Origin of the sequence: Oryzicola mucosus (genome assembly GCF_014534685.1) — a bacterium.
Taxonomy (GTDB): Bacteria; Pseudomonadota; Alphaproteobacteria; order Rhizobiales; family Rhizobiaceae; genus Oryzicola; species Oryzicola mucosus.
The window spans coordinates 877,848-903,249 of the sequence record NZ_JACVVX010000001.1 but is presented as its reverse complement, the minus strand read 5'-3'; the positions used below and the strand labels follow the sequence as shown (position 1 = coordinate 903,249).

The 25,402-nt window shown below is 62.8% G+C and carries 23 protein-coding genes; 13 read left to right on the top strand and 10 right to left on the bottom strand.

The genetic code is table 11. From position 1 onward, the window contains the following. Positions 1–97: 97 nt before the first annotated feature. From ICI42_RS04275 to ICI42_RS04235, 9 genes are all read right to left on the bottom strand, one after another. Positions 98–1,168 (bottom strand): LLM class flavin-dependent oxidoreductase, encoded by a 1,071-nt coding sequence (locus tag ICI42_RS04275; protein WP_188163264.1) that lies wholly within the window; start codon positions 1,166–1,168, stop codon positions 98–100. Positions 1,169–1,438: 270 nt separating this feature from the next. Then, on the bottom strand, positions 1,439–1,732 hold the full coding sequence (locus ICI42_RS04270; RefSeq protein ID WP_188163263.1) for a hypothetical protein: 294 nt from the start codon (positions 1,730–1,732) through the stop codon (positions 1,439–1,441). Continuing rightward, positions 1,729–3,321, bottom strand: coding sequence for an SDR family oxidoreductase (locus ICI42_RS04265; RefSeq protein ID WP_210316946.1), 1,593 nt, complete (start codon positions 3,319–3,321; stop codon positions 1,729–1,731). Before ICI42_RS04265 ends, ICI42_RS04270 begins: the two co-directional genes overlap by 4 nt. A gap of 29 nt (positions 3,322–3,350) precedes the next feature. Then, positions 3,351–3,869, bottom strand: a complete 519-nt coding sequence (locus tag ICI42_RS04260; protein ID WP_188163261.1) for a flavin reductase family protein — start codon at positions 3,867–3,869, stop codon at positions 3,351–3,353. 167 nt (positions 3,870–4,036) lie between these two features. Then, positions 4,037–4,576 carry a nuclear transport factor 2 family protein gene (locus ICI42_RS04255; RefSeq protein ID WP_188163260.1) on the bottom strand — a complete coding sequence of 180 codons (540 nt, stop codon included), beginning with the start codon at positions 4,574–4,576 and terminating at the stop codon, positions 4,037–4,039. Then, positions 4,573–6,675 (bottom strand): acetate--CoA ligase family protein, encoded by a 2,103-nt coding sequence (locus ICI42_RS24090; RefSeq protein WP_188163259.1) that lies wholly within the window; start codon positions 6,673–6,675, stop codon positions 4,573–4,575. Before ICI42_RS24090 ends, ICI42_RS04255 begins: the two co-directional genes overlap by 4 nt. Before the next feature lie 4 nt (positions 6,676–6,679). Then, on the bottom strand, positions 6,680–7,567 hold the full coding sequence (locus ICI42_RS04245) for an SMP-30/gluconolactonase/LRE family protein (protein WP_188163258.1): 888 nt from the start codon (positions 7,565–7,567) through the stop codon (positions 6,680–6,682). 68 nt (positions 7,568–7,635) lie between these two features. After that, a complete protein-coding gene (locus ICI42_RS04240; protein WP_188163257.1) occupies positions 7,636–8,859 on the bottom strand; it encodes an ABC transporter substrate-binding protein in 1,224 nt (407 codons plus the stop codon). A gap of 67 nt (positions 8,860–8,926) precedes the next feature. Beyond that, positions 8,927–9,685, bottom strand: a complete 759-nt coding sequence (locus ICI42_RS04235) for an SDR family NAD(P)-dependent oxidoreductase (protein ID WP_188163256.1) — start codon at positions 9,683–9,685, stop codon at positions 8,927–8,929. Positions 9,686–9,869: 184 nt separating this feature from the next. On the opposite strand from ICI42_RS04235, the gene ICI42_RS04230 reads away from it, so the two are divergent. Further along, positions 9,870–10,646, top strand: coding sequence for an IclR family transcriptional regulator (locus ICI42_RS04230; protein WP_188163255.1), 777 nt, complete (start codon positions 9,870–9,872; stop codon positions 10,644–10,646). Positions 10,647–10,772: 126 nt separating this feature from the next. Then, complete coding sequence (gene paaG / locus ICI42_RS04225; RefSeq protein ID WP_188163254.1) at positions 10,773–11,573, top strand: 2-(1,2-epoxy-1,2-dihydrophenyl)acetyl-CoA isomerase PaaG; 801 nt, start codon at positions 10,773–10,775, stop codon at positions 11,571–11,573. A 27-nt stretch (positions 11,574–11,600) separates the two neighbouring features. On the opposite strand, the gene ICI42_RS04220 is transcribed toward paaG, so the two are convergent. Then, a complete protein-coding gene (locus ICI42_RS04220) occupies positions 11,601–13,667 on the bottom strand; it encodes a 3-hydroxyacyl-CoA dehydrogenase NAD-binding domain-containing protein (RefSeq protein WP_188163253.1) in 2,067 nt (688 codons plus the stop codon). A 238-nt stretch (positions 13,668–13,905) separates the two neighbouring features. On the opposite strand from ICI42_RS04220, the gene ICI42_RS04215 reads away from it, so the two are divergent. The 11 genes from ICI42_RS04215 to ICI42_RS04165 all read left to right on the top strand — a co-directional run bounded on the left by ICI42_RS04215 (position 13,906) and on the right by ICI42_RS04165 (position 25,391). After that, a complete protein-coding gene (locus tag ICI42_RS04215) occupies positions 13,906–15,534 on the top strand; it encodes a long-chain-fatty-acid--CoA ligase (RefSeq protein WP_188163252.1) in 1,629 nt (542 codons plus the stop codon). A gap of 74 nt (positions 15,535–15,608) precedes the next feature. Next, positions 15,609–16,739, top strand: coding sequence for an acyl-CoA dehydrogenase family protein (locus tag ICI42_RS04210; protein WP_188163251.1), 1,131 nt, complete (start codon positions 15,609–15,611; stop codon positions 16,737–16,739). Between the two features lie 17 nt (positions 16,740–16,756). Beyond that, a complete protein-coding gene (locus tag ICI42_RS04205; RefSeq protein ID WP_188163250.1) occupies positions 16,757–17,533 on the top strand; it encodes an enoyl-CoA hydratase/isomerase family protein in 777 nt (258 codons plus the stop codon). After that, positions 17,533–18,699, top strand: a complete 1,167-nt coding sequence (locus ICI42_RS04200; protein ID WP_188163249.1) for an acyl-CoA dehydrogenase family protein — start codon at positions 17,533–17,535, stop codon at positions 18,697–18,699. Before ICI42_RS04205 ends, ICI42_RS04200 begins: the two co-directional genes overlap by 1 nt. Positions 18,700–18,735: 36 nt before the next feature. After that, positions 18,736–19,536 carry an ABC transporter ATP-binding protein gene (locus tag ICI42_RS04195; RefSeq protein ID WP_188163248.1) on the top strand — a complete coding sequence of 267 codons (801 nt, stop codon included), beginning with the start codon at positions 18,736–18,738 and terminating at the stop codon, positions 19,534–19,536. Next, positions 19,526–20,251: an ABC transporter ATP-binding protein gene (locus ICI42_RS04190; RefSeq protein ID WP_188163247.1), complete on the top strand. Its 726-nt coding sequence runs from the start codon at positions 19,526–19,528 to the stop codon at positions 20,249–20,251. The genes ICI42_RS04195 and ICI42_RS04190 overlap by 11 nt, the downstream gene beginning before the upstream one ends. A 4-nt stretch (positions 20,252–20,255) precedes the next feature. Continuing rightward, entirely contained in the window at positions 20,256–21,140 is an 885-nt protein-coding gene (locus ICI42_RS04185; RefSeq protein ID WP_188163246.1) for a branched-chain amino acid ABC transporter permease, read from the top strand. Next, on the top strand, positions 21,137–22,072 hold the full coding sequence (locus tag ICI42_RS04180) for a branched-chain amino acid ABC transporter permease (RefSeq protein WP_210316945.1): 936 nt from the start codon (positions 21,137–21,139) through the stop codon (positions 22,070–22,072). Before ICI42_RS04185 ends, ICI42_RS04180 begins: the two co-directional genes overlap by 4 nt. 28 nt (positions 22,073–22,100) lie before the next feature. Continuing rightward, entirely contained in the window at positions 22,101–23,279 is a 1,179-nt protein-coding gene (gene bktB, locus ICI42_RS04175; RefSeq protein WP_188163245.1) for a beta-ketothiolase BktB, read from the top strand. A gap of 191 nt (positions 23,280–23,470) precedes the next feature. Then, positions 23,471–23,800, top strand: a complete 330-nt coding sequence (locus ICI42_RS04170) for a hypothetical protein (RefSeq protein ID WP_210316943.1) — start codon at positions 23,471–23,473, stop codon at positions 23,798–23,800. A 157-nt stretch (positions 23,801–23,957) separates the two neighbouring features. Beyond that, positions 23,958–25,391, top strand: a complete 1,434-nt coding sequence (locus tag ICI42_RS04165; RefSeq protein ID WP_188163243.1) for an aldehyde dehydrogenase family protein — start codon at positions 23,958–23,960, stop codon at positions 25,389–25,391. The last annotated feature ends 11 nt before the right edge of the window (positions 25,392–25,402 follow it).

Sequence of the window (25,402 nt, the reverse complement as noted above, 5' to 3'; positions counted from 1 at the left end):
CTGGCCGACGTCCCACGGAGCGCGCGGGAATCAGACCCGGCCACTATTCGACTGATACAGACAGCCCTGCTGGATCGCCGGGCTGCAAAGGGGCGGCTTACTGGGCCGCGACGGAGACGATCTCTTCGCCCAGCGCCTTGTTGACCGCAGGGATGATCTTTTCGCCCCACAGTTCGATCTGCCGCACCATCGTCTTCTGGTCGAAGTCGCCGAGCTGGGTCTGAACCGCGATCTGGTCCGGCTTGAGGATTTCGATTTCCGCCAAAAGCCGGTCGATGACGTAGTTCACGCTGCCGATGGGCAGATTTTTCTGCATCTGCTCGAAGGACATATCGGCCTGCGTCGGCGTTTCCTGCAGCAGGTAGCCGTCAGCACTCTGCTGGCGTCGCTGGTGCAGGGCCTCCGACAGGCGCCGCTGGAAGCGCGCATTGTCGAGGTAGCTGTCGATCTCGGCCTGGCTGTCGCTGGCATAGCAGCAGCGCAGCAGCCCGATCCGCGCATCCGTCACCTTCTTGCCCTCGCCTGCGGCGGCCTCCTCGATGGTGGCGCGAAGCTTACGCACGGTGTCGAGCCCCTCATGGAATGCTGTCACGAACAGATTGTTGCCCTCGCGATAGGCGCGGCTCATGCTGCGGCTCGAACCAGCCGCGAGCCAGATCGGCGGGGTGGGCTGCTGCACGGCGCGGACGGAAATCGCAGTCGGCAGGATTTTTTCGTATTTGCCGTCATGCTCGAAAATCTTCTGCTTGAGACCCTTCTGCAGGATGTCGAGATATTCCGAGAAGATCGCCGGCGCCTCGTCGACATTGACGCCGAAGCGCTCGAATTCAAACTGCTGGTAGCCCGAGCCGACGCCGAGTTCGAGACGGCCGTTGGACACGATATCGGCGAAGCCGACTTCCGACAGCAGCCGCTGCGGGTGGTAGAGCGGCAAGACGCAAACGGCCGTGCCGAGCCGGATGGTCCTGGTGACGCCGGCGCAATGGGCTACCATCATCAGGGGCGAAGGAACGAGGCTGTAGTTGTTGAAATGGTGCTCGGCAAACCAGGCGGTGGTGAAGCCTGCCTTCTCGGAGGCGACGGCCTGCTCGATCGAATTGCGGATCACCTGTTCGGACGATTGATGATAACCGCGTTGCGCGGCGAGAATGAATGTTCCGAATTCCATGACCTGGTCTCTTCCTGGTTGATTTATGGGCACTCGCGTCGGACTTCGACAGGGACCGCGAAACATCGGCGTTTGCGGCGAAAAGCTTCCCCCTCCGTCATCGGTGGACGGCGGCTATCGTCGAAGCTGATGTTTGCGAACCTCCTGCGAAGAACGGCCAGCGACACGTTCTCTGCATGAACAAGACTACCGATCGACCATACGATCAAGTCTTACATATACCGGCCGCGCACATTCATATTCATGAAGAAAGCGGCGGTTGCGGCGTTGTCAGTTGCGCTCGACATGCGCCTTGATGGCATTCGCCTCATCGTCGATCCAGCCATATTTCGCTGCCGCCGCAAGCATCTTTGCATAGCCTTCGCGCCAGGCCTCGGTACTTGGCGCGCCCGGCAATGACGGGACGGCGTCGATGCCAACGAGAGCGTTGCCGTCATCGACGAAACGCAGGCCGTCAACCTCGGGCTGTTGCGTGGCGCCTTGGGCGAGTTGGACCTTGAAGTTGCGAAAATCGTCGGGCTCAAGCAGCGTCAGGCCGACTTGCGGGTCATAGTGAACGATCATGCGGGCTCCTCCTTAGCTTGCGTATCGGGAGCGCTGGCGTGACCGGCATTGCCGAAAGAAGTCCAGCCGCCATCGACATAGACAATCGAGCCGTTGATGTAGGACGCGGCCTCCGACGCCACGAAATGCACGGCATGGGCGATATCTTCAGGCGTGCCGAGATCGGCCATGGGAATCCGGCGGCGGAGCGCGTTGACATCGATTCGGCCGGACGCTTCCAGGGCTGCGACGCCGGGCGTTCGGATATAGCCGGGGGCAATCGTCACCGTACGGTGGCCCTCGGGTCCGAGTTCTGCCGCCATGCAGCGCGTCAGGATGTCGATGGCGGCCTTCGACGCGCCATAGGCATGGCGCGGAGCAAACGGCAGGAAAGTGTTGATCGAGCCGAGATTGACGATGACGCCCTTTCGCCCGTCCATCACCTTCAGCGCCTCGCGGGCGCACAGGAACGCGCCCGTCACATTGACGCTCAGCGTCCGCTCGAGATCGGCGCCGGTCTGGTCGAAAGCCGGCTTGAAATCGTCGGCAATCGCTGCGTCGTTGACCAGGACGTCGACGCCGCCGAATCGCCGGCCGATCTCGGCAAAGGCGGCTTCCACCTCGGCATCGACCGTGACGTCGAGCGCGAGCCCCAGATGCCCCTCGCCCAACGATGCGGCAACTGCCTTTGCAGTCGCACCATCCTTGTCGGCGACGATGACCGTGTCGCCCGCTTCTCCGAATCGCCTTGCAATGGCTTCGCCGATACCGCGGCCGCCGCCGACCACCACGACAATGCGCGAACGCGCATTCGGCGCGGGCCGGTCGAGTTCCTCAGCCGGCGTGCCCTCGACGGGTGGATGCGCGAAACCGGGCTGGTTGAACGACGCCCAGCCGCCATCGACGGAGACGACCGATCCGGTGACGTAGCGCGCTTCGGGCGATGCGAGGAAGCCGATCACCGAAGCCATCTCATCCGGCCGGCCCATCCGGCCAATCGGAATGCGGCGGCGCACCAGCGCGAGGTCGGCCTTGCCGCTGCGCTCCAGCTCGGCGACCATCGGTGTGCGCACATAGCCCGGCGCAATCGCATTGACACGAATGCCACGGCTGGCCCATTCGCAAGCCAGCGACTTGGTCATCGAGATCAGGCCGGCCTTGGAGGCCGCATAGGCATTGCGGCGCGGATTGCCCAGCACCCCCGCCATGGAGGCGGTGTTGACGATGACGCCGCCTGGCCGCATGCGGCGCGCGGCCTCCCGCGCCATGGCGAACGGTCCGATCAGGTTGACCTGCAGCGCCTTGCGGAAATCGGCAGCGGAAGTTGCCTTGGTCGATGCCATGGTCGGGCCGAGCGCTGCGTTGTTGACCAGCACATCGAGGCGTCCGACAGCGGCGTCGAGCCATTCATACAGCGCCATGATATCGGCTTCGGAGCCCAGGTCGCATGCCTTGAAGAGGTGACCGTCGCCATAGGTCTGCAACTCGCCGGCCAACGCACCATCGGCGATGTCGACGGCGACCAGCCTGTAGCCCCGGTCGGCGAACTCTGCCAGCAAGGCGCGGCCGATACCGCCCGCTGCACCGGTAATCAGGGCGACGGGCTGCATTTGCTCATTGTTCTCCGACATCGCGCGCCTCAGAAATTCGCGCCAAGGCGGCGGAAATAGCCGTCGCGATACAGCAGCGGTGCACCATCATCGGAAGATACGGCTTCGACACGGCTGACATAGATGTTGTGCGTACCGCAGGGCACCACCGATTCCACCGTGCAGTCGAAGCTCGCAATCGTGTTCTTCAGCACGGGCGCGCCAGTCGAAAGCGTGGTCCAGTCGCCCACCGCGAAACGCTTTTCCGAAGACAGTTTCGAGGTGGAGAACAGGCGGGCCACTTCATGCTGATCGTCAGTGAGAAAATTGACTGCCAAACGGCCGCTCGCTGCAATCATCGGCTCCGCGCTCGCCGAACGATTGACGCAGACCAGAATGGTCGGCGGCTCCGTGGTCGCCGAGCAGACCGCCGTCGCCGTCAAGCCAGCCTTTTCGCCACCGTCGAAAGTCGTGATCACCGCGACCGGCGACGCTACCTGGCGCATTGCTGACTTGTACAAATCGACCGAGACAAGCTCTTCCGGCGCTTTTTTCTTCAGGCGTGACAATTCTCAATGCCTCCAAAACCGTTATTCATGTTTCGGACACCTAATTTTCTTCAAAAAACTGTCAGATGCCAAATCTAAAATCGCACTCGCGGCAATTCAAATCAATGATGACTTGCCATTGCTTTTGAAATTCATCTTTGTGAAGAAGCTTTCTTCCGGATTTCGTTTCAAGCTTTTCGCTGCCCCGCAATGGCGTAGATGGGGTCGTCTGGATAGGCCGCACCGATGGGCTTGCGCGCGGCGAAGCGTTCCTCTTCGCCGCGTTCGGGCAGCGCCTGGCCTTCGACCCAGTCATACACGACAACCCGCTTGAGCACGCGCCATTCGCCCGAGCGCTTTTCGAAGACATCGCAATAGCGCCCGGCCAGCATGACCTGCTCGACGGCGCCGCTGGCTCCGGGACCGCGCTGCAGCGCGTGGAAGTAGCTTTCGACCGCTGCCTGCCCTGGTCCGGTGAACTCGATCAGAATGTTGCTGACCTGGTGGACCATGCGCGGGGCGGTCTTGAAGACCTTGAGCGCCAGATCGATGAAACCGCTCGCAGGCCCGGAGTAGGCGCCATGCTGGTCATGCGCGTCGGGCCAGTAGGACGAGCGCAGGTTGGCTTCATCGGCGCGGTCGATGCCGCGGCAATAGCGATAGAGACAGTCGCGGATGGCCTCGCGATCCATCAGTTCGGTCAGCATCGCCTCAACAGATATCGTCATGGCCGCGGCTCCTTCAGCACCAGAAGAGCGTCGAGAGGCGCCACGCCCTGCCCCTTGGGCAGAACCCGCACCGGGTTGAGGTCGATGCTCTCGATCACATCGGCATGGGCAGCGGCGAAACGCGACAGGTTGGACAGCAGTTCAGCCAACGCATCGACATCCGCCGGCGGCTCGCCGCGAACGCCTTCGAGAATGGCATAGCTGCGGATGTCGCGGATCATGCGATGGGCCTCGTCGACGCTGAAGGGCGCGGCACGGAAGGTGACATCCTTAAGAACTTCGACGAAGACGCCGCCGAGCCCGAACATCACCACCGGCCCGAGCACGGGATCGTTGACCACGCCGGCAATCGTCTCCACGCCGCCGGAGATCATTGGCGCGACGATGATGCCTTCGATATCGGCGCCCGGACAGGTTTCCGCCGCCCGTGCCAATATGTCGGCGGCGGCTGAGCGGGCCTCGTCGGCAGAGCGGATGTTGATCTTGACGCCGCCCACCTCGGTTTTGTGAGCGATGTCGGGCGACGCGATCTTGAGGACGACAGGGAAGCCGATCCTTTCCGCAATGGCCCCCACATCGCTGCCGGGCGCAGCCAACTCTTCCCGGGGAAAGGCAATGCCGGCCTGGCTCAGAATATCCTTGGCGCTGCGTTCGCTGTGCTTGCCCGGCCTAATCTCGATGCGCTGCGCGGCATCCACTTTCGAGGCCGACTTCGCGGCATCAAAGCTTTTGCGGAAGCCGACCAGCGCACCGAGCGCCTTGATCAGTGCCGAGCCGTCTTCATGGGCGATGAAGCCGTCGGCCTCATAGCGCCGGAACACATCGGGGTCGGCCGACATGGTGAGCGCGCGGATCTTGTCTTCATGCCCCTCGGCGGCCTCGAGCAGCGCCTTGCGCAGCGGCTCGGCAAAGGTCGCGCTGGCCGGACCGGTGCCGAAAATGCCGACGAAAAGATCGTATCCGCCCTTGTCGAGAATGGCGCGGATATAGCGCGTCATCAGCGGCAGGTCGGTCACCGCCTGAGCCGTAGCATCGACCGGATTGCGCGGCGAAGCATAAGGCAGCAGTGCCTTGAGTTCCACTTGGACGGGCTCGGGCATGGTGGCGACGTCGAGCCCGGCCGCAACAGCGTCGTCCGCCATCTGGATGCCGAAGCCGCCCGACATGGTGAAGATGCCGATCTTGTTGCCTTTCGGAAAGATACCTGGCGCGCAGGCATAGGCGACGTCGAGCTGCTCGGCGGTGGTCGCGGCGCGAAACACGCCATACTGCCGGAGCACCGCGTCGAAAACGGCGTCGGAACCCGCGAGGGCGGCTGTATGGGAGGCGGCTGCCTCCGCTCCCACGTCAGACCGGCCGGTCTTCATGAAAACGATGGCTTTCTCGCGATTGCGCGCATGATCGAGCGCCGCGAAAAAATGCTCATGGTTCCGAATACTCTCGGCATAGGCCATGATCACTTTGGTGTCGGGCTGATCGACCATCCAATGCAGGACTTCGGCCAGATCGAGGTCGCATTCGTTTCCAGTGGTGACCCACTGGCTGACGCCAAGCCCGCGGCTGCGCGCGAGATGGGCGATGTGCGACCCGTAAGCGCCACTCTGCGAAACGATACCGACAGGGCCGGGCTGTATGAACGCGTTGTCGAGCACGACCGAAAACGTGCCGTAGAAATGCGTCGACGGGTTGAACACGCCGAGGCAGTTCGGTCCGAGAACCCGCATGCCGCTTTCACGCGCGATGCCGGTTATCCGGTTCTGGATGCGGAGGCCTTCCGCATCCGTCTCGGCAAAACCCGCCGAGAAGATGATCGCGTTGCGCACGCCAAGTGCCGCGCAGTCCTCCACGGCCTTGACCGTGGCGTCCGCCGGCACCGCCAGCAAGGCGACGTCGGGCGTTTCGGGCAGTGCGGAAATTGATCCGAAGGCGGGAATGCCCTGCACCGTTTCGCGGTTTGGATTGACCGGCATGATGCGCCCGGCAAAGCCGGCTTCGCGCATATAGCGCAGCGGGCGACCGCCAATCCGAGCCACATTGTCCGACGCACCCACGATCGCCACCGAGCGCGGCGCGAGAAGGGTTGAAAGCGTTTCCGACACTGACCTAATTCCCTGGTTGATAGCTGAAGCGCGGCTCGGGAATGCCTTTCACCCCCAGCCCCTCGATGGCAAAGAGATGCCCGCCGGCGGGGTGGCGCGAAATGGCGCGGCCCGAACCGGAATCCTTGATCGTCGTGACGAACAGCGTCGACATGTCGGGTCCACCGAAAGCAACGCAGGAGGGCATGTCTGTCGGCGCTTCGATGGTTCGCTCGATCAGGCCGTCATGATCGAAGCGCGCGATCTTGCCGACTTGGACGAGCGCGACCCAGATGAACCCCTCGCTGTCGATCGTGGCGCCGTCCGGGCCGGAATCGAACGGCTTGGTGTCGACATGGATGCGCGGATCGTCGAGCGGATCGTCGCCCTCGGAATAGTGATAGGCCCGCACGCGACGATCGAGGCTGTCGGCGAAATACATCGTATCGCCGCCGGGACTGAAGCAGAGCGAGTTTGCGATGCGGATGCCGTTGGCCAGGAGTTGTGCGTCGCCCCGGCTATTGATGCGATACAATTCGCCCAACGCTTCGGCGTGAACGCCCATAGTACCGCAGACGAAGCGGCCCTGCCGGTCGACCTTACCGTCGTTGAAGCGCACCCGAGGATCGGGCGGATCGAGCTTGAAGATCGGCTCGACCGCGCCGCTTTCGATGTCGACGAGATAGATCCCGTCGGCGAGGCCTGCGACGAGTTTGCCGCCTGTTGCCAGTCCGACAGATCCGACCATGGACGGCATCGGCAGATCGCGGAACGCGCCGGTGGACGGTTCATAGCTGCGAATGAGCTTCTGGAAGCTGTCCACCCAGAAGAGCTTCTGGCTGTCGGCGTCCCAGACCGGGCTTTCTCCAAGCATGTCGGACGTCTTGGAGATTCGGGTTGCCGATAAAACCATCTGCCGATTTTCCATGTCATGTCCCGCGCCGGGAGGACCGACCCGATAGGCCGGTCCTCTGTCAGAGCCTACTTCTTCACGAGCGGGCAAACGCTTTCGGAAAGCGGACGCCAGGCCTGTTCGGCGGGAACTTCGCCGATGACCTCGTAATAATCCCACGGATACTTGGAGTCGCCGGGCGCCTTGACCTTGACCGTCTTCATCGGCCGCATGACGACACCGTCCTCGCGGATCGGCACATCCTTCAGCATCATGTCGTTGACCGGGATTTCACGCATCTTTGCCATGACGGCGTCGCCCTCGTCGGTGCCGGCCGCTGCCACTGCCTTGAGGTAGTGATTGACCGCCGAATAGGAGGACAATTGCGATTCGTTCGGCACACGGCCGTTGAAAGCCTCACCATAACGCTTGGCCAACGCACGGGTGCCGTCGCTCTGGTCCCAATAGACAGTGCTGGTCAAGATCATGCCCTGCGTAGCGTCGAGGCCGATGCCATGCACCTGGTTGATCTGCAGGCCCAAAGGCGCCAGTTGCTGGCCCGCATCGACAATGCCGAACTCGCGCGCCTGCTTGATGACGTTTGCCATGTCGGCACCGGAATTGGCGATGCCAATTGCCTTGGCGCCGCTGGCCTGCGCCTGCAGAAGCTGCGAGGAGAAATCATTGCCGTTCAGCGGGTGAAGCGACGAGCCGAGCACCTTGCCGCCGCCGGCCTCGATGAAGCGCGTGGCGTCTTCCTGCCATTTCTTGCCGAAGGTGTAGTCGACAGTGATGAAATACCAGGTGTCCAGCCCCTGGCCGAGCAACGACGTCACCGTGCCCTTGGGCAAGGTGTAGGTGTCGTAAGCCCAGTTCGTGCCCATTGGAGAGCATTTCGCATTGGTCAGATCCGACGTCGCGGTGCCTGCGATGAGATAGGGCTTCTTGTGCGATGCCATGATGTCCTGGATCGCCAGGGCAATCGAGGAAGCCGAGCAGCCGACGATGGCGTCGACGCCTTCGTCCTCGACCCATTTCTGCGCCTTGGCGGTGCCGATATCGGGCTTGTTCTGATCGTCCGCGACCACGACCTCGATCTTCTTGTCGTTGATCTCGCCACCGGCATCTTCGACCGCGAGCTTGACGGCGGTGACCGAGCCGGCGCCGCAATTATCGGAATAGACGCCGGACTGGTCGTTCATGACGCCGATGCGGATCACGTCGTCCGACACTTGCGCCTGCGCAGGCAGGACGGTCGCGGCCACGGCAAGCGCCACGGTCGCACAATTGAGTTTCAGTGCGGAAATCATCATGTCAGTCTCCTCCTCTAGCGCCCGGACCTCTGGTTCGGGCTGTGTTGTTGGCCCCCTCCGGCCAAAATCAGGAAAATGCGAAGGTCATCGCCCCATCGACGAACATCATGTCGCCGGACACGAAACTTGCTTCGTCGGAAGCCAGGAAAACCGCCGCATTGGCAATGTCTTCGGGTTGGCCGAGACGACCGAGCGGCACGCGCTGGCGGCGGCGCTCCCATCCATCTTCGGACACGACAAGATTGGCGCCGTCCGTCTGGGTCGAGCCGGGCGCAATGGCGTTGACGCGGATGTTCATCGGGCCGAATTCGGCCGCGGCCGAGCGCGTCGATGCAGCAACCGCCGCCTTCACCGCGCTGTACATGATACCGTGCTTCATGGCGAGAACCGCCGACGGCGAGGCGATGTTGACGATGGCGCCCTTGCCGGCTTCGCGCATCTGCGGCAGCACAGCCTGGTAGCCCCAGATCACCCCCTTGAAGCCGACATCGATCATACGGCCGATCATGTCCTCGGTCTGCTCTTCCAGCGGGCCGTAACGATTCCACATCGCGTTGTTGACCAGAATCGTGGTCGGCCCGAATGCTGATTTGAGCGCCTCAGCGCCGGCGAACACCTGCTCGCGCTTGCCGACATTGCCAACGATGGCCAAAGCCTTGCCGCCGGATTTGCGAATGTCTTCAACCGCTGCATCGGCGATTTCCGCCTTCAGATCCATGACGCCGACGGCCGCGCCCTCGCGAGCATAGGCCTCGCTGATCGCACGGCCGATGCCGCGCCCGCCACCGGTCACAAGCGCAACCGCGCCCTCAAGTCTGCCTGCCATATGTCCTCGCCTTCCTCCTGCCCCATCGAACCTTGCGGCGAGGGGCGACGGCAAGCTCCCATGCACCGCAAGGGTGCTGCCGACGGTCCGGAAGATGTCACAGGCGGTTGCACGCAACCAGAACTTTCCCTACGTATGGGATACATTCACGTATATGAAACGGGTGGAGGAGGAGCCAGCCCCAATGCAAGCTTCGCAGGTGAAGTCGGCGTCGCGCGCCATCGAGATTCTCGAATATTTCCGGCTGGTTCAGCAGGAACGCTCGATGTCGGAGATCGCAGCCGATCTGGGCTATCCCCAGTCGAGCGCAACCGTCCTTCTCAAAACATTGATAAATCTCGGCTATTTGAACTTCGACCGGCGCGCCCGGCTGTATTTTCCGACGCCGAAAGTGACGTCATTGGGCGACTGGATTCCGCGCAAATTGTTCGGCACGGGAGAGATTCTGGACGCCATGCGCGACGTACATGCCGCTACCGGCGAAGGCATTTTCATCGGCTCGAAAAACGACATCTACCTGCAATATGTGCAGACGATGGACTCGATTCATGCGCTGCGTTTTCACCTCGACGAAGGCGTGATCCGCCCTCTCACTCAGTCCGCCGCCGGTTGGGTTCTCTTGTCGACGGTGAGCGACGAAAAGATCGACAATCTGGTGCGCCGCGCCAACATAGCCACGCCCAGCGCACAGCGCGTGAAGGTGCGGGACATGATGGAAAAAATCACGGAAGTCCGCACCAACGGCTACGCGGTTGCCGAAAATGTTCCCTTGGAAGGCGGCCGCTCGCTCTGCGCGCTTTTGCCGGCGACCATGCAAGGCCAGCCCGTCGTACTTGGCATGGGCGGCATCATGGACCGCATGCGCAAGAACCACGACCGCTACCTCAACGCGTTGCTGTCCGCGGTCCGCTCCGTCAAGGTCCGGGACGATTTCGACGTGCCGATCCAGATCGAGCTCTGAGCATCGCTTGCCTCGTATCGGAGGACGCGGTAACCCAAAACGGTTACGACCCGTCCCGATTTGCGGCATGGATAATTTTGCCGGCAAATTAGATTAATCTCGATCCAACCGTCGCTAGTGAGCTTTATGTCCGATTCAGAAAAAATCGCGTCTGTCCTTGTTGAGAACGGCGATGGCTATGCCGTCATAACGCTGAACAGACCTGACAAACTGAACGCGTTCAACGCTGAGATGCATCATCAGCTCAGACAAGCCCTCGATGCGGCTGAGCAGGATGAGCGATGCCGCGCCGTACTGCTCACCGGAGCCGGCAAGGGCTTCTGCACCGGCCAGGATCTCTCCGACCGGGTATTCACGCCCGACGCGCCGCCGGATTTGAGCGCGTCCTTGAAGGACAACTACAATCCCCTGATACGGCGCATCCGCAGCATGTCGAAGCCGGTGATCGCCGCCGTCAATGGGGTCGCAGCGGGCGCCGGCGCCAATGTTGCGCTGGCCTGCGATATCGTTGTCGCAGCACGCTCAGCCCGGTTCATCCAGTCCTTTTCTAAGCTGGGACTGATCCCCGATGCCGGAGGCACCTGGACACTTCCCAGGCTGATAGGCGACGCCCGCGCGCGGGCGCTTGCCATCCTCGCCGAACCTGTGTCGGCTGAGCTTGCCGCCGAATGGGGCATGATCTGGAAGGTGGTAGACGATGCCGATCTGGACGGCTATGCGCGCCAACTATGCGGCGAACTCGCGGCGCGCCCGACCAAGGGCTTCGCCCTTCTGAAGCAGGCGTTCCTCGCATCGGCTTCAAACGACCTTTCCGAACAGCTCGATCTCGAAGCTCGGTTGCAGGGCGAGGCAGGACGAAGTGACGACTACCGCACCGGTGTCGAAGCATTTCGTGCCAAGCAAACCCCGGCGTTCAAGGGCCGCTGACAGCGGCCCTTGGGGTAAAAGCCAGGCTCAGGCGGCGGCCTGTGCCTTGCCGACCAGGGATTGTGCCGGCGCGTACACCGGCTTGCCAGTCCGTTCGTGCCAGCGACGCAAGCCTTCGACCACCTTGGACATGCCTTCCAGTTCGGCCCAGAACATCGGGCCGCCCTTGCCGATCGGGAAACCATAACCGTTCGTCCAGACCACATCGATATCGGACGACCGCGCCGCGATGCCTTCTTCAACGATCTTCGCGCCTTCATTGATCATCGGATAGAGCGTGCGCTCGATGATTTCCTGCTCGCCGATCTCGCGCGCCTGGATGCCGCGTTCGCGACGCTTCTGCTCGATCAGCGTGGTTACTTCCGGATCGGACACCGGCGTACGCGACCCGTTCTCATAGATATAGAAGCCGCGCCCGGTCTTCTGGCCGAACCGGCCCTGCTCGCACAGCGCATCCGCGATGGCAGCGGTTTCGCCGCGCGACTTGCGGTTGCGCCAGCTGATGTCGAGGCCCGCCAGATCGTGCATTTGGAAAGGCCCCATCGGCCAGCCGAAATCCGTAAACACCTTGTCGACCTGCGCGGGCGTCGCCCCCTCCAGCAGCAACGCCTCCGATTCGGCGCCGCGCGCGCCCAGCATGCGGTTGCCGACGAAGCCGTGGCACACGCCCACGACGACCGGCACCTTGCCGATCTTCCTGGCCACGGCGACCGCAGCCGCGAGCGCGTCCGGCGCAGTCTTTTCAGCGCGAACGATTTCCAGAAGCTTCATGACGTTAGCCGGCGAAAAGAAATGCATCCCCAGCACATCGGCCGGCCGGTTCGTGCCCGCGGCTATCTCGTTGACGTCGAGATAGGATGTGTTCGATGCCAGGATAGCACCCTCCTTGGCGATCTTTTCCAGCTTGCCGAAGACCTCGTGCTTGACCGACATCTCCTCGAAGACAGCCTCGATGATCAGGTCGCAATCGGCGAGGTCGGCATAGTCGGTGGTACGCGACAAAAGCTGCATCCGCGAGGCCTTGTCCGCCTCCTTCAGCGACCCGCGCGACACCGAGACGGAATAGTTCTTCTCGATGGTGGCAAAGCCACGGTCCAGCGCGGCATCTGTCATTTCCAGGACGGTGACGGGAATGCCTGCATTGACGAAGGACATGGCGATGCCGCCGCCCATCGTGCCTGCGCCGATGACGCCCACCTTGCGGATATCGCGAGACTTGGCGCCCGCCAAGCCGGGCACCTTGGCCGCTTCACGCTCGGCAAAGAACAGGTGACGCTGGGCGCGCGATTGCGTTCCGGCAACGAGTGTCAGGAAAGCTTCGCGCTCCTTGCGCAGCGCTTCGTCGAAAGGCAGCACAATCGCGTTGCGCACGGCCTGTGCGCAGGCAACGGGCGCATCGAGACCGCGCGCCTTCTTCTTCAGCTCGGCGGCAGCCGCATCGAATGCCGACAGGTCGGCCTTCGCCGCGGCAAGCTTCTCGTCCCGGTTTCGCACAGGCACATGATTCGCGCCGGACGCGGCCTTTTGGCGCGCGAACGCCACTGCCGCTTCGACCAGATCGCCCTGCGCCACTTCGTCGACGATCCCCGCCGCAAGAGCCTCCTGCGCGCCGATCGGCGCACCGCTCACGATCATCTTCAAGGCTTTCTCCGGGCCGGCGAGGCGCGGAAGCCTTACCGTCCCGCCCGAACCCGGCAAGATGCCAAGCTTGACTTCCGGCAGTCCGACCTTCGCGCCGGCATCCGCCACGCGATAATGGCAGGACATTGCGAGTTCGAGCCCGCCGCCAAGCGCCGTCCCATGAACCGCGGCCACGGTGGGCTTGGCAATCGTATCGAGCAACGCGCATAGATCCGGCAGCGACGGCGACTGCAATTGTTTCGGCGTTCCGAACTCGGTGATATCGGCACCTGAGACGAAGGTGCGGCCTGCGCAGGCCAGCACGATAGCCGCCACGCCTGCGTCGTCGCTAAGTTCGCCAAGCGCTTTGGCCAGCGGTTCGCGCAAGTGCAGGCTCAAGGCGTTCACTGGCGGATTGTCGAGCAAAACCACAGCTACGTCGCCGTTGCGCGTTACCCCCACGAAATTCGTCATCTGCAAATTCTCCTCCATGCGCCGCATCCGGCAGCTTAGAACCGACCTTCTTTCTCCGGCGATGGATGTGTACCGTCAACCGTTGGCGCGAGCTTTGTAGCCGTGTCGGCGCGGTACGTCGATCTTTCACACTGGTGAATTTTTCCTTCGGCCCGCGATTGCTTTGACTTCACGGTCGGTAATTGGGAAATGTCTTTTCGTTCGGTGCGGGAGAGGTCGCACAGGAGGAGGACGTTCTATGCAGGGTCTGATGCAGGACCGCCCGTTGCTCATTTCTTCGTTGCTCGAGCACGCCCGGCGTTTCCATTCTGATACGGAAATCGTCAGCCGCACGGTCGAAGGCCCGACCGTCCGCACGACCTATGCCGGCCTGGCCGAGCGCGCTGCCAAAATTGCCGAGGCGCTGATCGAAAAGGGCGTCAAACCGGGCGACCGGGTGGCGACCCTGGCCTGGAACACGCACCGCCACCTCGAGCTTTACTTTGCCGTTTCCGGCATCGGCGCCGTGCTGCATACGGTCAATCCGCGGCTGTTCCTCGAGCAGATCGAATACATCCTCAATCATGCCGAAAGCAGCGTCCTGCTTTTCGACATCAGTTTTGCCGACATGGTCGCCGGCTTGCAGCCGAAGCTGCCGCTGGTGCGCGATTTCATCGCCATGACCGATGCCGCCCACATGCCCGCCCATGTCGCGAACTGCCTCTGCTACGAAACGCTGATCGAGGCACAGGACGGCGAACTCGAATGGCCTGACTTCGATGAGCGCACAGCCTCGTCGCTCTGCTATACCTCGGGTACCACAGGCAATCCCAAGGGCGTGCTCTACAGCCATCGCTCGACCGTGCTGCATTCCTTCATCGCCTGCCAGGCCGACGGCCTGCAACTGTCCAGCCGCGACACCACGCTGCTGTCGGTGCCGCTGTTTCACGTCAACGCCTGGGGCATTCCTTATGCATCTGCCATGTGCGGCGCCAAGCTGGTGCTGCCCGGCCCCAATCTCGACGGCAAGAGCCTCTACGAACTGGCCGTCGCCGAGCAATGCACCTTCTCGCTCGGCGTTCCCACGGTCTGGCTGGGACTGTTCAAATATATCGACGAAACGCCAAGCCTCGATCCCAACGATCTCAAGATCAAGCGCGTGGTTATCGGCGGTTCGTCCGCGCCACGATCCATCATCGAAAAATTCAACAGGATGGGCATCTATGTGCTGCATGCCTGGGGCATGACCGAGACAAGCCCGCTGGCCTCCATCTCCAATCTGTTGTCCAAGCACAAGGACCTCTCCTTCGACGAAAAGGTGGATGTCCAGGCCAAGCAAGGCCGCGCGATCTACGGCGTCGACCTCCGCATCGTCAACGACGAAGGCCAGGTGTTGCCGCATGACGGTTCGATCGCAGGGGACCTGCAGGTGCGCGGCCCCTGGGTGACATCAGGCTACTACCGCAGCGAGGGCGGCGACGTGCTCGACAAGGAGGGCTGGTTCTCCACCGGCGACGTCGCCAAGATCGACAGCGACGGCTATGTACTGATCACCGACCGCTCCAAGGATGTCATCAAATCCGGCGGCGAATGGATCAGCTCCATCGATCTGGAAAATGCCGCGGTCGCCCATCCCGGCATCCATGAGGCGGCTGTCATCGGCATCGCCCATCCCAAATGGCAGGAGCGTCCGCTGCTGGTCGCCGTCGCCAAGGACGGCAATCCGCCGACATCGGACGAACTCAAGCAGTTCCTGTCCGAGCGGGTGGCGAAATGGTGGCTGCCCGACGACATCGTCTTCGTCGACGAGCTGCCGCACACCGCAACCGGAAAGCTCCAGAAGATGAAGCTGCGCGAACGCTTCCGCGACTACGTGCTGCCGGGCTGACCGACGTCGACCCAACTCCCAAGACGGCCGCCGAAAGCGCATCCCGCCTTGGCCGAACGAAAGCAGAGGGTGTCATGCCACAAACGATGTTCGACGATGAAGAAGGCACGCTCGGGATGCTGCGCGAAAGCGTGGCGAGCTTTGCCGAGCAGAACCCGGGAGCCAAGGCGCTGCGCGCGCGCCGCGCAGCCGAGACCGACCTGGATGCCGATCTGTGGCGAGGCATGGCCGAAGCCGGCTGGCTCGGTCTGCTTCTGCCGGAAGAGCTCGGCGGTTCCGGGCTGGGGCTCGCAGAGCAGGCCGTGCTCAGCGAGACGCTCGGCCGTTCGCTTCTGACCGAACCTCTCGCCCAGCTTGTCGTCTTCTCCTCGGTTCTGCTGAAGAGAGTTGCTGAAAGCAATGCGCGCACCGCGCTCGCGAACGGCATCGCCGACGGTTCGCGTATCGTCTCGCCGGTCTGGCAGGGCAGCGACGCCGAACTGTCCGACGTCAGCGCAGAACCCCGCCCGGATGGGGGCTATGCGCTGTCGGGCAGCTATCATTTCGTGTCGGCGCCGCATTCGGCCACCGACTTTCTGGCCATTGCGAGGTCGCCGGATGGTTTGATCCTTGTGAGCATCGATGCCGCAGCGGACGGCATTTCCGTCACCGCGCGTCCGACCGTCGACGGCTCCCGCCTTGGACATGTGACGCTGAAGGATGTCGTCGTTTCCGCCTCGCAGGTTTTGGCCAAGGGATCGGCGGTCCAGGCCGCGCTCGATGAAGCCATCGAAGTCACCCGCTTCGCGCTTGCCGCCGAACTCGCCGGCATCGCCTCGCGTGCCTTGGAAATCGCTGTCGCCTACACCCGCGACCGTGTCCAGTTCGGCAAGCCGATCGCCAGTTTCCAGGCCGTCCAGCACCGCCTCGTCGACATGTGGGGGGATGCGGAATTCGCCTGCGCCGCCGTCGTCAACGCTGCGGATGCCGCGCGGGATGAGACAGCGCGCGCGACAAGCCTGGCGATCTTGGCGGCCAAGGCCCGCGCCGGCGACGCCGCGGTATCCGTCACCCGCCGTGCGGTGCATCTGCATGGCGCAATGGGCTTCACCGATGAATGCGACATCGGCCTCTATCTCAAGCGCGCCATCAATTTGAACGCCACGCTCGGACAGCCGGAGGTGTTGCGCCTTCAGTTCGTCGCCCTCGAACGCGCCGCAGCCTGATCGACAGGGAGGATAAAATGCTCAACAATCTCATCAAGGTTACCATCGAAGACCACGTCGCGCTGGTGAAGATGGACTCGCCGCCGGTGAACGCCTGGTCGCTGGAGTTCAGCGAAGAGATGATCCAGGTGTTCGATGAACTCTATGACGCCACAGACGTTCGCTGCATCGTCGTGACCGGTCGCGAGAAGATTTTCTCGGCCGGTGCCGACATCAAGGCACGTGGCAAGGTCGGCGGCCAGCCCGGCGACACCACGCGGCATATGCGCCGCATGCGCGAGGTCGGCAACTGCATCATGGAATCCAACAAGCCGGTGATTGCCGCCGTCAACGGCCCTGCGCTGGGCGTCGGCATGGCGCCGATCATCAATGCCGACATCATTTTGGCCTCGGACAACGCTTTCTTCTGCATGCCCGAAATCGACATCGGCCTGATGGGCGGCGCGAGCCACACGATGCGCCTGTTCCCGCATTCGCTTGCCCGTCGGATGATCCTGACCGGCTATCGGCTGCCCGCTTCCGAAGCCTATCGCCGGGGCATCATCGAGGCCTGCGTGCCGCTCGAGGAGCTGATGGATGCGGCGATGGAGATCGCGCGCAACATCGCCTCCAAGAGCCCGAAAGCGCTCAGCCTGGCCAAGCGGGCGATCAACACGGTCGCGAACATGCCGCTCCGCGACGGCTATCGTTTCGAACAGAACCTGACCAACGAGATGGTGCAGCACGAGGATTCCAAGGAAGCGATGCGCGCCTTTCTGGAAAAGCGGAAGCCCGTCTTCAAGGATACGATCTAATGGCCGAGCCGCAGCAGGACTGGAACACGCTTCCCGACGAGGACTTCCGCCGTATCTTCCGCGACTGGGTCGATGCCAATTGCCCGGCGGAGCTGCGCTTCATGCGCAAGCAGCGCCCGCTCTTCGACGAAGTGGCCGAATGGTATCACGCTCTGGCCAACAAGGGCTGGCTCGCGCCAACCTGGCCGCAGGCCTATGGCGGCATGGGGCTGAACCCTGCCAAGCACATGATCTATGTCGAGGAGTGGGCCCGGCTCGGCTGCCCACGCATTCCCGACCATGGCATCGGGCTGACCGGCCCGCTTTTGCTGCAATATGGCACCGACGAGCAGAGGGCTTACTACCTGCCGCGCATCCTGTCGGGCGAGCATGTCTGGTGCCAGGGCTATTCCGAGCCCAACTCCGGCTCCGACCTCGCCTCGCTGAAGACCTCGGCCGTCCGCGATGGCGATGAATTCGTCGTCAACGGCCAGAAGATCTGGACCACGCTGGCCCATTGCGCCAACTGGATTTTGCTGCTGGTCCGCACCCGCAAGGTCGAAGGCAAGCGCCAGGAAGGCATATCCGTACTGCTGGTCGATCTGCGCACGCCCGGCGTCCGCATCCGGCCGATCCCCAATCTGCGCGAGGAAGCCGACTTCTGTGAAGTCTTCTTCGACGATGTGCCCGTGCCCGCCGGCAATCTTGTCGGCGAAGTCGATCAGGGCTGGACGCTGGCCAAGTCCGTGCTCGGCCATGAGCGCATCTTTCTCGGCGCTCCGACCCGGCCAGAATATGCGCTGGCGCGTCTGGAAACGTTGGCGGAAGCCACCGGCAAGTTCGAGGACAAGGCGTTCCTGTCGCGTTATGCCCGCCACAGGCTGGATGTCTACGACCTCGGCTCGGCCTTTGAGCGCTTCGCCAAGGTGCTGCGCGCCGGCGGCGACCTGGAAGCGGATGTCTCGGTGCTGAAAATCTTCAACACCGAGCTTTATCAGCGCATCACCGAGGAAATGCTGGAGATCGCGGGCGAGGCTGCCCGCTTCGAAGACGATCTCGACGCCGGCGACACCAAGGTCGACGCCATGAACCTGTTTCTGGATTCGCGCGCACCCGCCATCTTTGGCGGCTCCAATGAAATCCAGCGCAACATCCTGGCCAAGGCGGTCCTCAGGCTGCCGGGTTAGGACCAGCCTGATCAGCGCGCAAACGGGAGGAACCGAATGAGCGAAACGTTAAGCCTCGATGAGAGGCGACCGGATGCCGATGCATCGGCCTATGCGCTCACCGCGCGTGGGCTGACCAAGCAGTTTGGCGGCTTCCATGCTGTCAAGAATGTCGACTTGTCCATCCGCCGCGGCAGCATTCACGCGTTGATCGGTCCCAACGGGGCGGGCAAAACGACCTGCTTCAACCTCCTGACCAAGACGCTGACGCCGACGGCCGGCACGATCACTTTCGAGGGCCGCGACATCACAGGCATGCGCGCAGCCGACGTGGCGCGCCTGGGGCTGGTTCGATCGTTCCAAATTTCGGCGACGTTCCCGCATCTGACGGCGCTGGAGAATGTCCGCGTCGCGCTGCAATCGGCCTATGGCAAGGCGTTCCATTTCTGGCGCTCGCTAAGCGCCGTCGAACCGCTGAATGCGCGGGCCGAGGAACTGCTCGACCGCGTCGGCCTTGCGCAGTCGCGCAACCTGACGGCGGCCGAGCTTTCCTATGGCAAGAAGCGCGCGCTGGAGATCGCCACGACCCTGGCGCTCGACCCGCAGATCATGCTGCTGGACGAGCCGACCGCCGGCATGGGCCATGAGGACATCGAGCCCATCACGGAATTGATCCGCGAAGCCGCCAAAGGCCGGACCGTGCTGATCGTCGAACACAATCTCTCGGTCGTCTCCACTCTTTGCGACCGCATCACCGTGCTGCAGCATGGCCAGTTGCTCACCGAGGGCAGCTACGCCGAGGTCTCGTCCAATCCGGACGTGATCACCGCCTATATGGGAGGCGTCGATGACGACTGAAGCCGAGACCTTGGCCAGAACCGTTCTATCGGTCGAAAACCTCAGTGCCTGGTACGCCGAATCCAAGGTGCTGCACGGCATTTCCTTCGACGTGCGCGAAGGCGAGTTGCTGACGCTGATCGGTCGCAACGGCGCGGGCAAGACCACCACGCTCCGCTCGATCATGGGTATCGTCAAGAAGCGCACCGGCTCGATCACCTTCAACGGCGACCAGCTTATTGGCCGCCGCATCTACGAGATCGCCCGCAAGGGCATCGGCTACTGCCCGGAAGAGCGCGCCATCTTCTCCTCGCTCTCGGTCAAGGAGAACCTCACGCTGCCGCCGGTACTGCAATCGGGCGGCATGGGCGACGAAGAGCTGCTGGAAGCCTTCCCCAATCTGCGCAGCCGCGCTTCGAGCCAGGGCACCAAGCTGTCGGGCGGCGAGCAGCAGATGCTGGCCATTGCCCGCATCCTGCGCACGGGATCGCGCTTTTTGCTGCTCGACGAGCCCAGCGAGGGGCTTGCGCCCGTCGTCGTCAAGGAGATCGGCGAGCTCATCCTGCGGCTGAAGGCGCGCGGCTTCACCATCATCCTGGTGGAGCAGAACCTGCGCTTCGCCAAGCGCGTCGCCGACCGTCACGTCGTTGTCGAGAACGGAAAGGTGGTCGACATTCTCAGCGCCGCCCAGCTCGACAGCGATATGGAACGCGTCCAGAGCTATCTAGGGGTTTGATGCGATGTTCGATGCCATTTCCCCGCAACTGATCTTCGGCCAGCTTCTCATCGGCCTGATCAACGGATCGTTCTACGCCATGCTCAGCATGGGGCTGGCGATTATCTTCGGCCTGATGCACGTCGTCAATTTCGCCCATGGCGCACAATATATGCTCGGCGCCTTCGTCACGTGGGTGCTGCTCAACTATCTCGGCATTCCCTACTGGCCCTCGCTTGTGCTCGCGCCCGTCATCGTGGCTGTGCTGGGCATGGTCATGGAGCGGACGATCCTGCGGCCGCTGCAGAATCTCGACCATCTCTATGGCCTGCTCGCCACCTATGCGGTGGCGCTGATCGTCGAAGGGCTCATCCGCCAGCAATATGGGTCCAGCGGCCTGCCCTATTCGAGCCCGATCCCAGGCGGGGTCAATCTCGGCTTCATGTTCCTGCCCTATTACCGGCTCTGGGTGGTGCTGTTTTCCATCGTCACCTGCATCGGCTCCTGGCTGCTCATCGAGCATACCAAGCTCGGCGCCTATCTGCGCGCCGCCAACGAAAAGCCGGACATCGTCGAGACCTTCGGCATCAACGTACCCCGCATGGTCACGCTGACCTATGGCTTCGGCGTCGGCCTCGCGGCGCTTTCCGGCGTGCTGGCCGCGCCGATCTACCAGGTCTCGCCCTCGATGGGCTCCAGCATCATGATCGTCATCTTCGCTGTCGTCGTCATCGGCGGCATGGGATCGATCATCGGCGCCGTCGCCACCGGCTACATGCTCGGCCTTGTCGAGGCGCTGACCAAGATCGTCTATCCCGAAGCCGCCAATGTCGTGATCTTCCTGTTCATGATCCTGGCCCTGCTCGTCCGGCCCAACGGCCTGTTTTCCGGGGCGGAGAAAACCCGATGATGACGCGTATCCTGTTGCTCGGCGTGCTCGCGGTCCTGTTGATCGCAGCCCCCTTCTTCGCCTATCCGGTGACGCTGATGACGATCCTGTGCTTCGTCATCTTCGCCTGCTCGTTCAACCTGCTCCTGGGCTATACCGGCCTGCTCTGCTTCGGCCATGCCATGTTCTTCGGCAGTGCCGCCTACGTCACCGGCTATCTGCTCAAGACCACGGGTCTGTCGCTGGAACTCGCTTTGCTGGGAGGTGCGGGCGCCACGGCGCTGCTGGGCTTGTTCGTCGGCTTGATTGCGCTGCGCCGCAGCGGCATCCAGTTCGCCATGATCACCTTCGCTATTGCCCAGTTCGTCTATTTCCTCTTGCTGCGGGCCCCGTTTACCGGTGGCGAAGACGGCATGCAGAGCATACCGCGGTCGGCTCTGTTCGGCGTCTTCGACATCTCCAGCAGCTTCACCTTCTATTATGTCGTTCTCGGCATCACCGTGCTCAGCGTCTGGTTCTTCTACCGCATCGTGCATTCGCCCTTCGGCGAGGTGCTCAAGGCGATCCGCGACAACGACCAGCGCGTCGAATCGCTTGGGTTCAAACCCGAGCGGTTCAAGCTGGTGGCCTTCGTCCTGTCGGCAGCCCTGGCCGGCCTGGCAGGCGGCCTGAAAGCCACCGTCTTCCAGTTCGCCACGCTGACCGACGTCTCGTTCCCGATCTCCAGCGAGGTCATCCTGATGACGCTGCTTGGCGGCCTGGGAACGCTGAGCGGCCCCATCGTCGGCGCGGGCATAATCATCCTGCTCAACGACTATCTCGCCGATTTCGGCGAATGGGCCTTGATCGCACAGGGCGTCATCCTGCTCCTGGTCATCATGTTCTTCCGCCGAGGCGTCGTCGGCGAGTTGGACAGGGTCCTGCGCAAGATCCGCGCCCGCCGCGCTTCGTAATTCACTCAATTCAAGGACAGCGATAGCAATGAAGACCATCTACATCGTCGCAGGCGCGCGAACCGCGGTCGGAACCTATGGCGGCTCACTCAAGGATATCGCCCCCAGCGCGCTGGGAGCCACCGTTGTCAGGGAAGCCGTCAAACGCGCTGCGATCGACCCTGCTTCGGTTGGACATGTCGTTTTCGGCCAGGTCATCCAGTCCGAGCCCAAAGACCCGTTCCTTGCGCGCATTGCCGGCATCGACGGCGGCGTGCCCAAGGAAGCGCCAGCACTGACGCTCAACCGTCTCTGCGGCTCCGGACTGCAGGCTGTGCTGACCGCCGCCCATACGATCATGCTGGGCGACGCCGAGGTCGCGGTGGCGGGCGGCGCGGAAAGCATGAGCCGCATCCCCTATCATTCGCCCTCCACCCGCTGGGGTGCGCGGTTCGGCGATACCGGCCTTGTCGATGCGCTGAAGGGTGCGCTGACCGATCCGTTCCATCGCATCCTGATGGGGGTAACTGCGGAAAACGTCGCCGAACAGTTCGGCATTTCCCGCGACGACCAGGACGCCTATGCCGTGGAAAGCCATAGACGGGCGGCACGCGCCACCGAAGAAGGCCGCTTCCGCGACCAGATCGTCCCAGTGACCGTCAAGCAGAAGCGGCGCGAAGTTCAGTTCACGACCGACGAGCACATCCGTGCCGAGGTCAGCATCGAAGATCTGCGCGCGCTTCCCACCGTGTTCAAGGAGGGTGGCAGCGTCACCGCCGGCAACGCATCGGGCATGAATGACGGCGCCGCCGCCCTGGTCCTGGCCAGCGAAGAGGCGGTGAAGGCGCAAGGGCTCAAGCCTATGGCCCGCCTCGTCTCCTGGGGTTATGCGGGTGTCGACCCCACCATCATGGGCATTGGCCCTGTGCCCGCAAGCCGCATCGCCATGGAGCGCGCCGGGCTAACGGTCGACGATTTCGCCGTCATCGAAGCCAATGAGGCCTTTGCCGCCCAGGCCTGCGCCGTCGCTCGCGAACTCAATTTCGATCCGGCGCGCGTCAACCCGAATGGCAGCGGCATCTCCATCGGCCACCCGGTCGGCGCGACGGGCGCCATCAACACCGTCAAATGTCTGTACGAACTCGAACGCCTTAAGCAGCGTCATGGCCTCGTCACCATGTGCATCGGCGGCGGACAGGGCATCGCCGCCATCTTCGAGCGCGTCTGAAAAACCTGGCAGCGACCATCATGCAAACCTCCCCGCCCACCAAGCGGGGAGGTTTTTCTTTGTTTGGCGCTCTCGCTTCTCTGGTTTCGACTTGCCGATTTCCGGCAGCCGAAACTGGTGAATTGAAATCGCTGACCAAAACGAACATATTGCGCCGCAAAAGACGGGCCCTGTCGTTCGTCGAAGAAAGGATGACCATGAACCGTTGGCTGATGATTTCGGCTGCCTCGATCGTTCTGGCGGGATGCGCAAGCACAAGGGATACGACCAACATTACCGCGCCGGTCGCCACGCAAAGCGTCGAGGTGTCGGAAATCCTGCCGCTTCAGGCGACGGTGCTGGGAACGGTTAAGGCCAGCGTCTGTGGCTCCGACCAGCCGGCGGCTCTCGAACAAGCCAAGGCGCAGGCCGCGGCTCTGGGCGCAACGGCGATAACCCGCGTCCGCTACAACAAATTGGGCGTCAACGCTCTCCAGGGATGCTGGAATGGCACCATCGCCAGAGCCTTGGCCTATCGATAAAGGCTGCTGCAGGATTTCGACAGCGCCGCCCTCAGGCGCGCCTGATTGCTGCGTTCGCTGGTCAAACCGATATCCATCGCGCTGAAAACTTTGTAGAAGGTTGGCGCAGTCCGGCGCCGACTTGTTTGCTGAAGCTCCGAGGAGCAGGGAGAGACACATGACATTGCATCAGAATCTGATTGCCGGCGAATGGATCGGCAAAGAGGGCACGAAAAATGTCAGCCCCTCCGACACCAACGATATCGTCGGCACCTATGCCCAGGCGAATGCGGACGACGCCAAAATGGCGATTGCCGCTGCGAAGGCGGCATTCCCGGCCTGGTCGCGCTCCGGCATCCTCGAGCGCCACGCGGTGCTCAGGAAAGCGTCCGACGAAATTCTGGCGCGAAAGGAGGAACTCGGCAAGCTGCTCGCCCGCGAGGAAGGCAAGATCCTGCCCGAAGCCATCGGCGAGGTGACGCGCGCAGCCCAGATCTTCGATTTCTTCGCCGGTGAGGCATTGCGCCTGGCAGGCGAAGTGCTGCCCTCAGCCCGTCCGGGCATCGGCGTCGAGATCACCCGTGAACCGATCGGCGTCATCGGCATCATCACGCCTTGGAACTTCCCCATCGCCATTCCCGCCTGGAAGATCGCGCCCGCCCTCTGCTACGGCAACACGGTCGTCTTCAAGCCCGCCGACCTGGTTCCGGGCTGCGCCTGGGCCATTGTCGACATCCTTCACCGCGCCGGCCTGCCCAAGGGCGTGCTCAACCTCGTCATGGGCCGCGGCTCGGTGGTCGGCCAGGCGCTGCTCGACAGCCCCGACCTTGCCGGCATCACCTTCACCGGATCGACCGCTACGGGCAAGCGCGTCGCGCTGTCGTCGCTCGAACACAACCGCAAATTCCAGCTCGAAATGGGTGGCAAGAACCCCATGGTCGTGCTTGACGATGCGGATCTGGGCGTCGCCGTCGAAGCAGCTGCCAATTCCGGCTTCTTCTCCACCGGCCAGCGCTGCACCGCATCCTCCCGTCTGATCGTGACCGAGGGCATCCACGATAAATTCGTCGCCGCGCTGACCGAGAAGCTGAAGTCGCTGACCATCGACAACGCGCTCAAGGCCGGCTCGCATATCGGCCCCGTCGTCGACGACAAGCAGCTTGCCCAGGATCTCGACTATATCGAGATCGGCAAGAAGGAAGGTGCCAAGCTCGCCTTCGGCGGCGAGCGGCTGGAGCGCGATACGCCCGGTTTCTACCTGCAGCCCGCGCTGTTCACCGAAGCAACCAACAAGATGCGTATCAGCCAGGAGGAAATCTTTGGGCCGGTCGCCTCCGTCATCCGCGTCAAGGATTATGACGAGGCGCTTTCCGTGGCCAATGACACGCGCTTCGGCCTGTCGGCGGGAATTGCCACCACGAGCCTCAAATACGCCACCCATTTCAAGCGCAATTCGGAAGCCGGCATGGTGATGGTCAATCTGCCGACGGCGGGCGTCGATTTCCACGTGCCCTTCGGCGGCCGCAAGGCCTCGTCCTTCGGCCCGCGCGAACAAGGCCGCTACGCCGCCGAGTTCTTCACCGTCGTGAAAACCGCCTACACGCTGCCGTAAGCGGCGGCGGC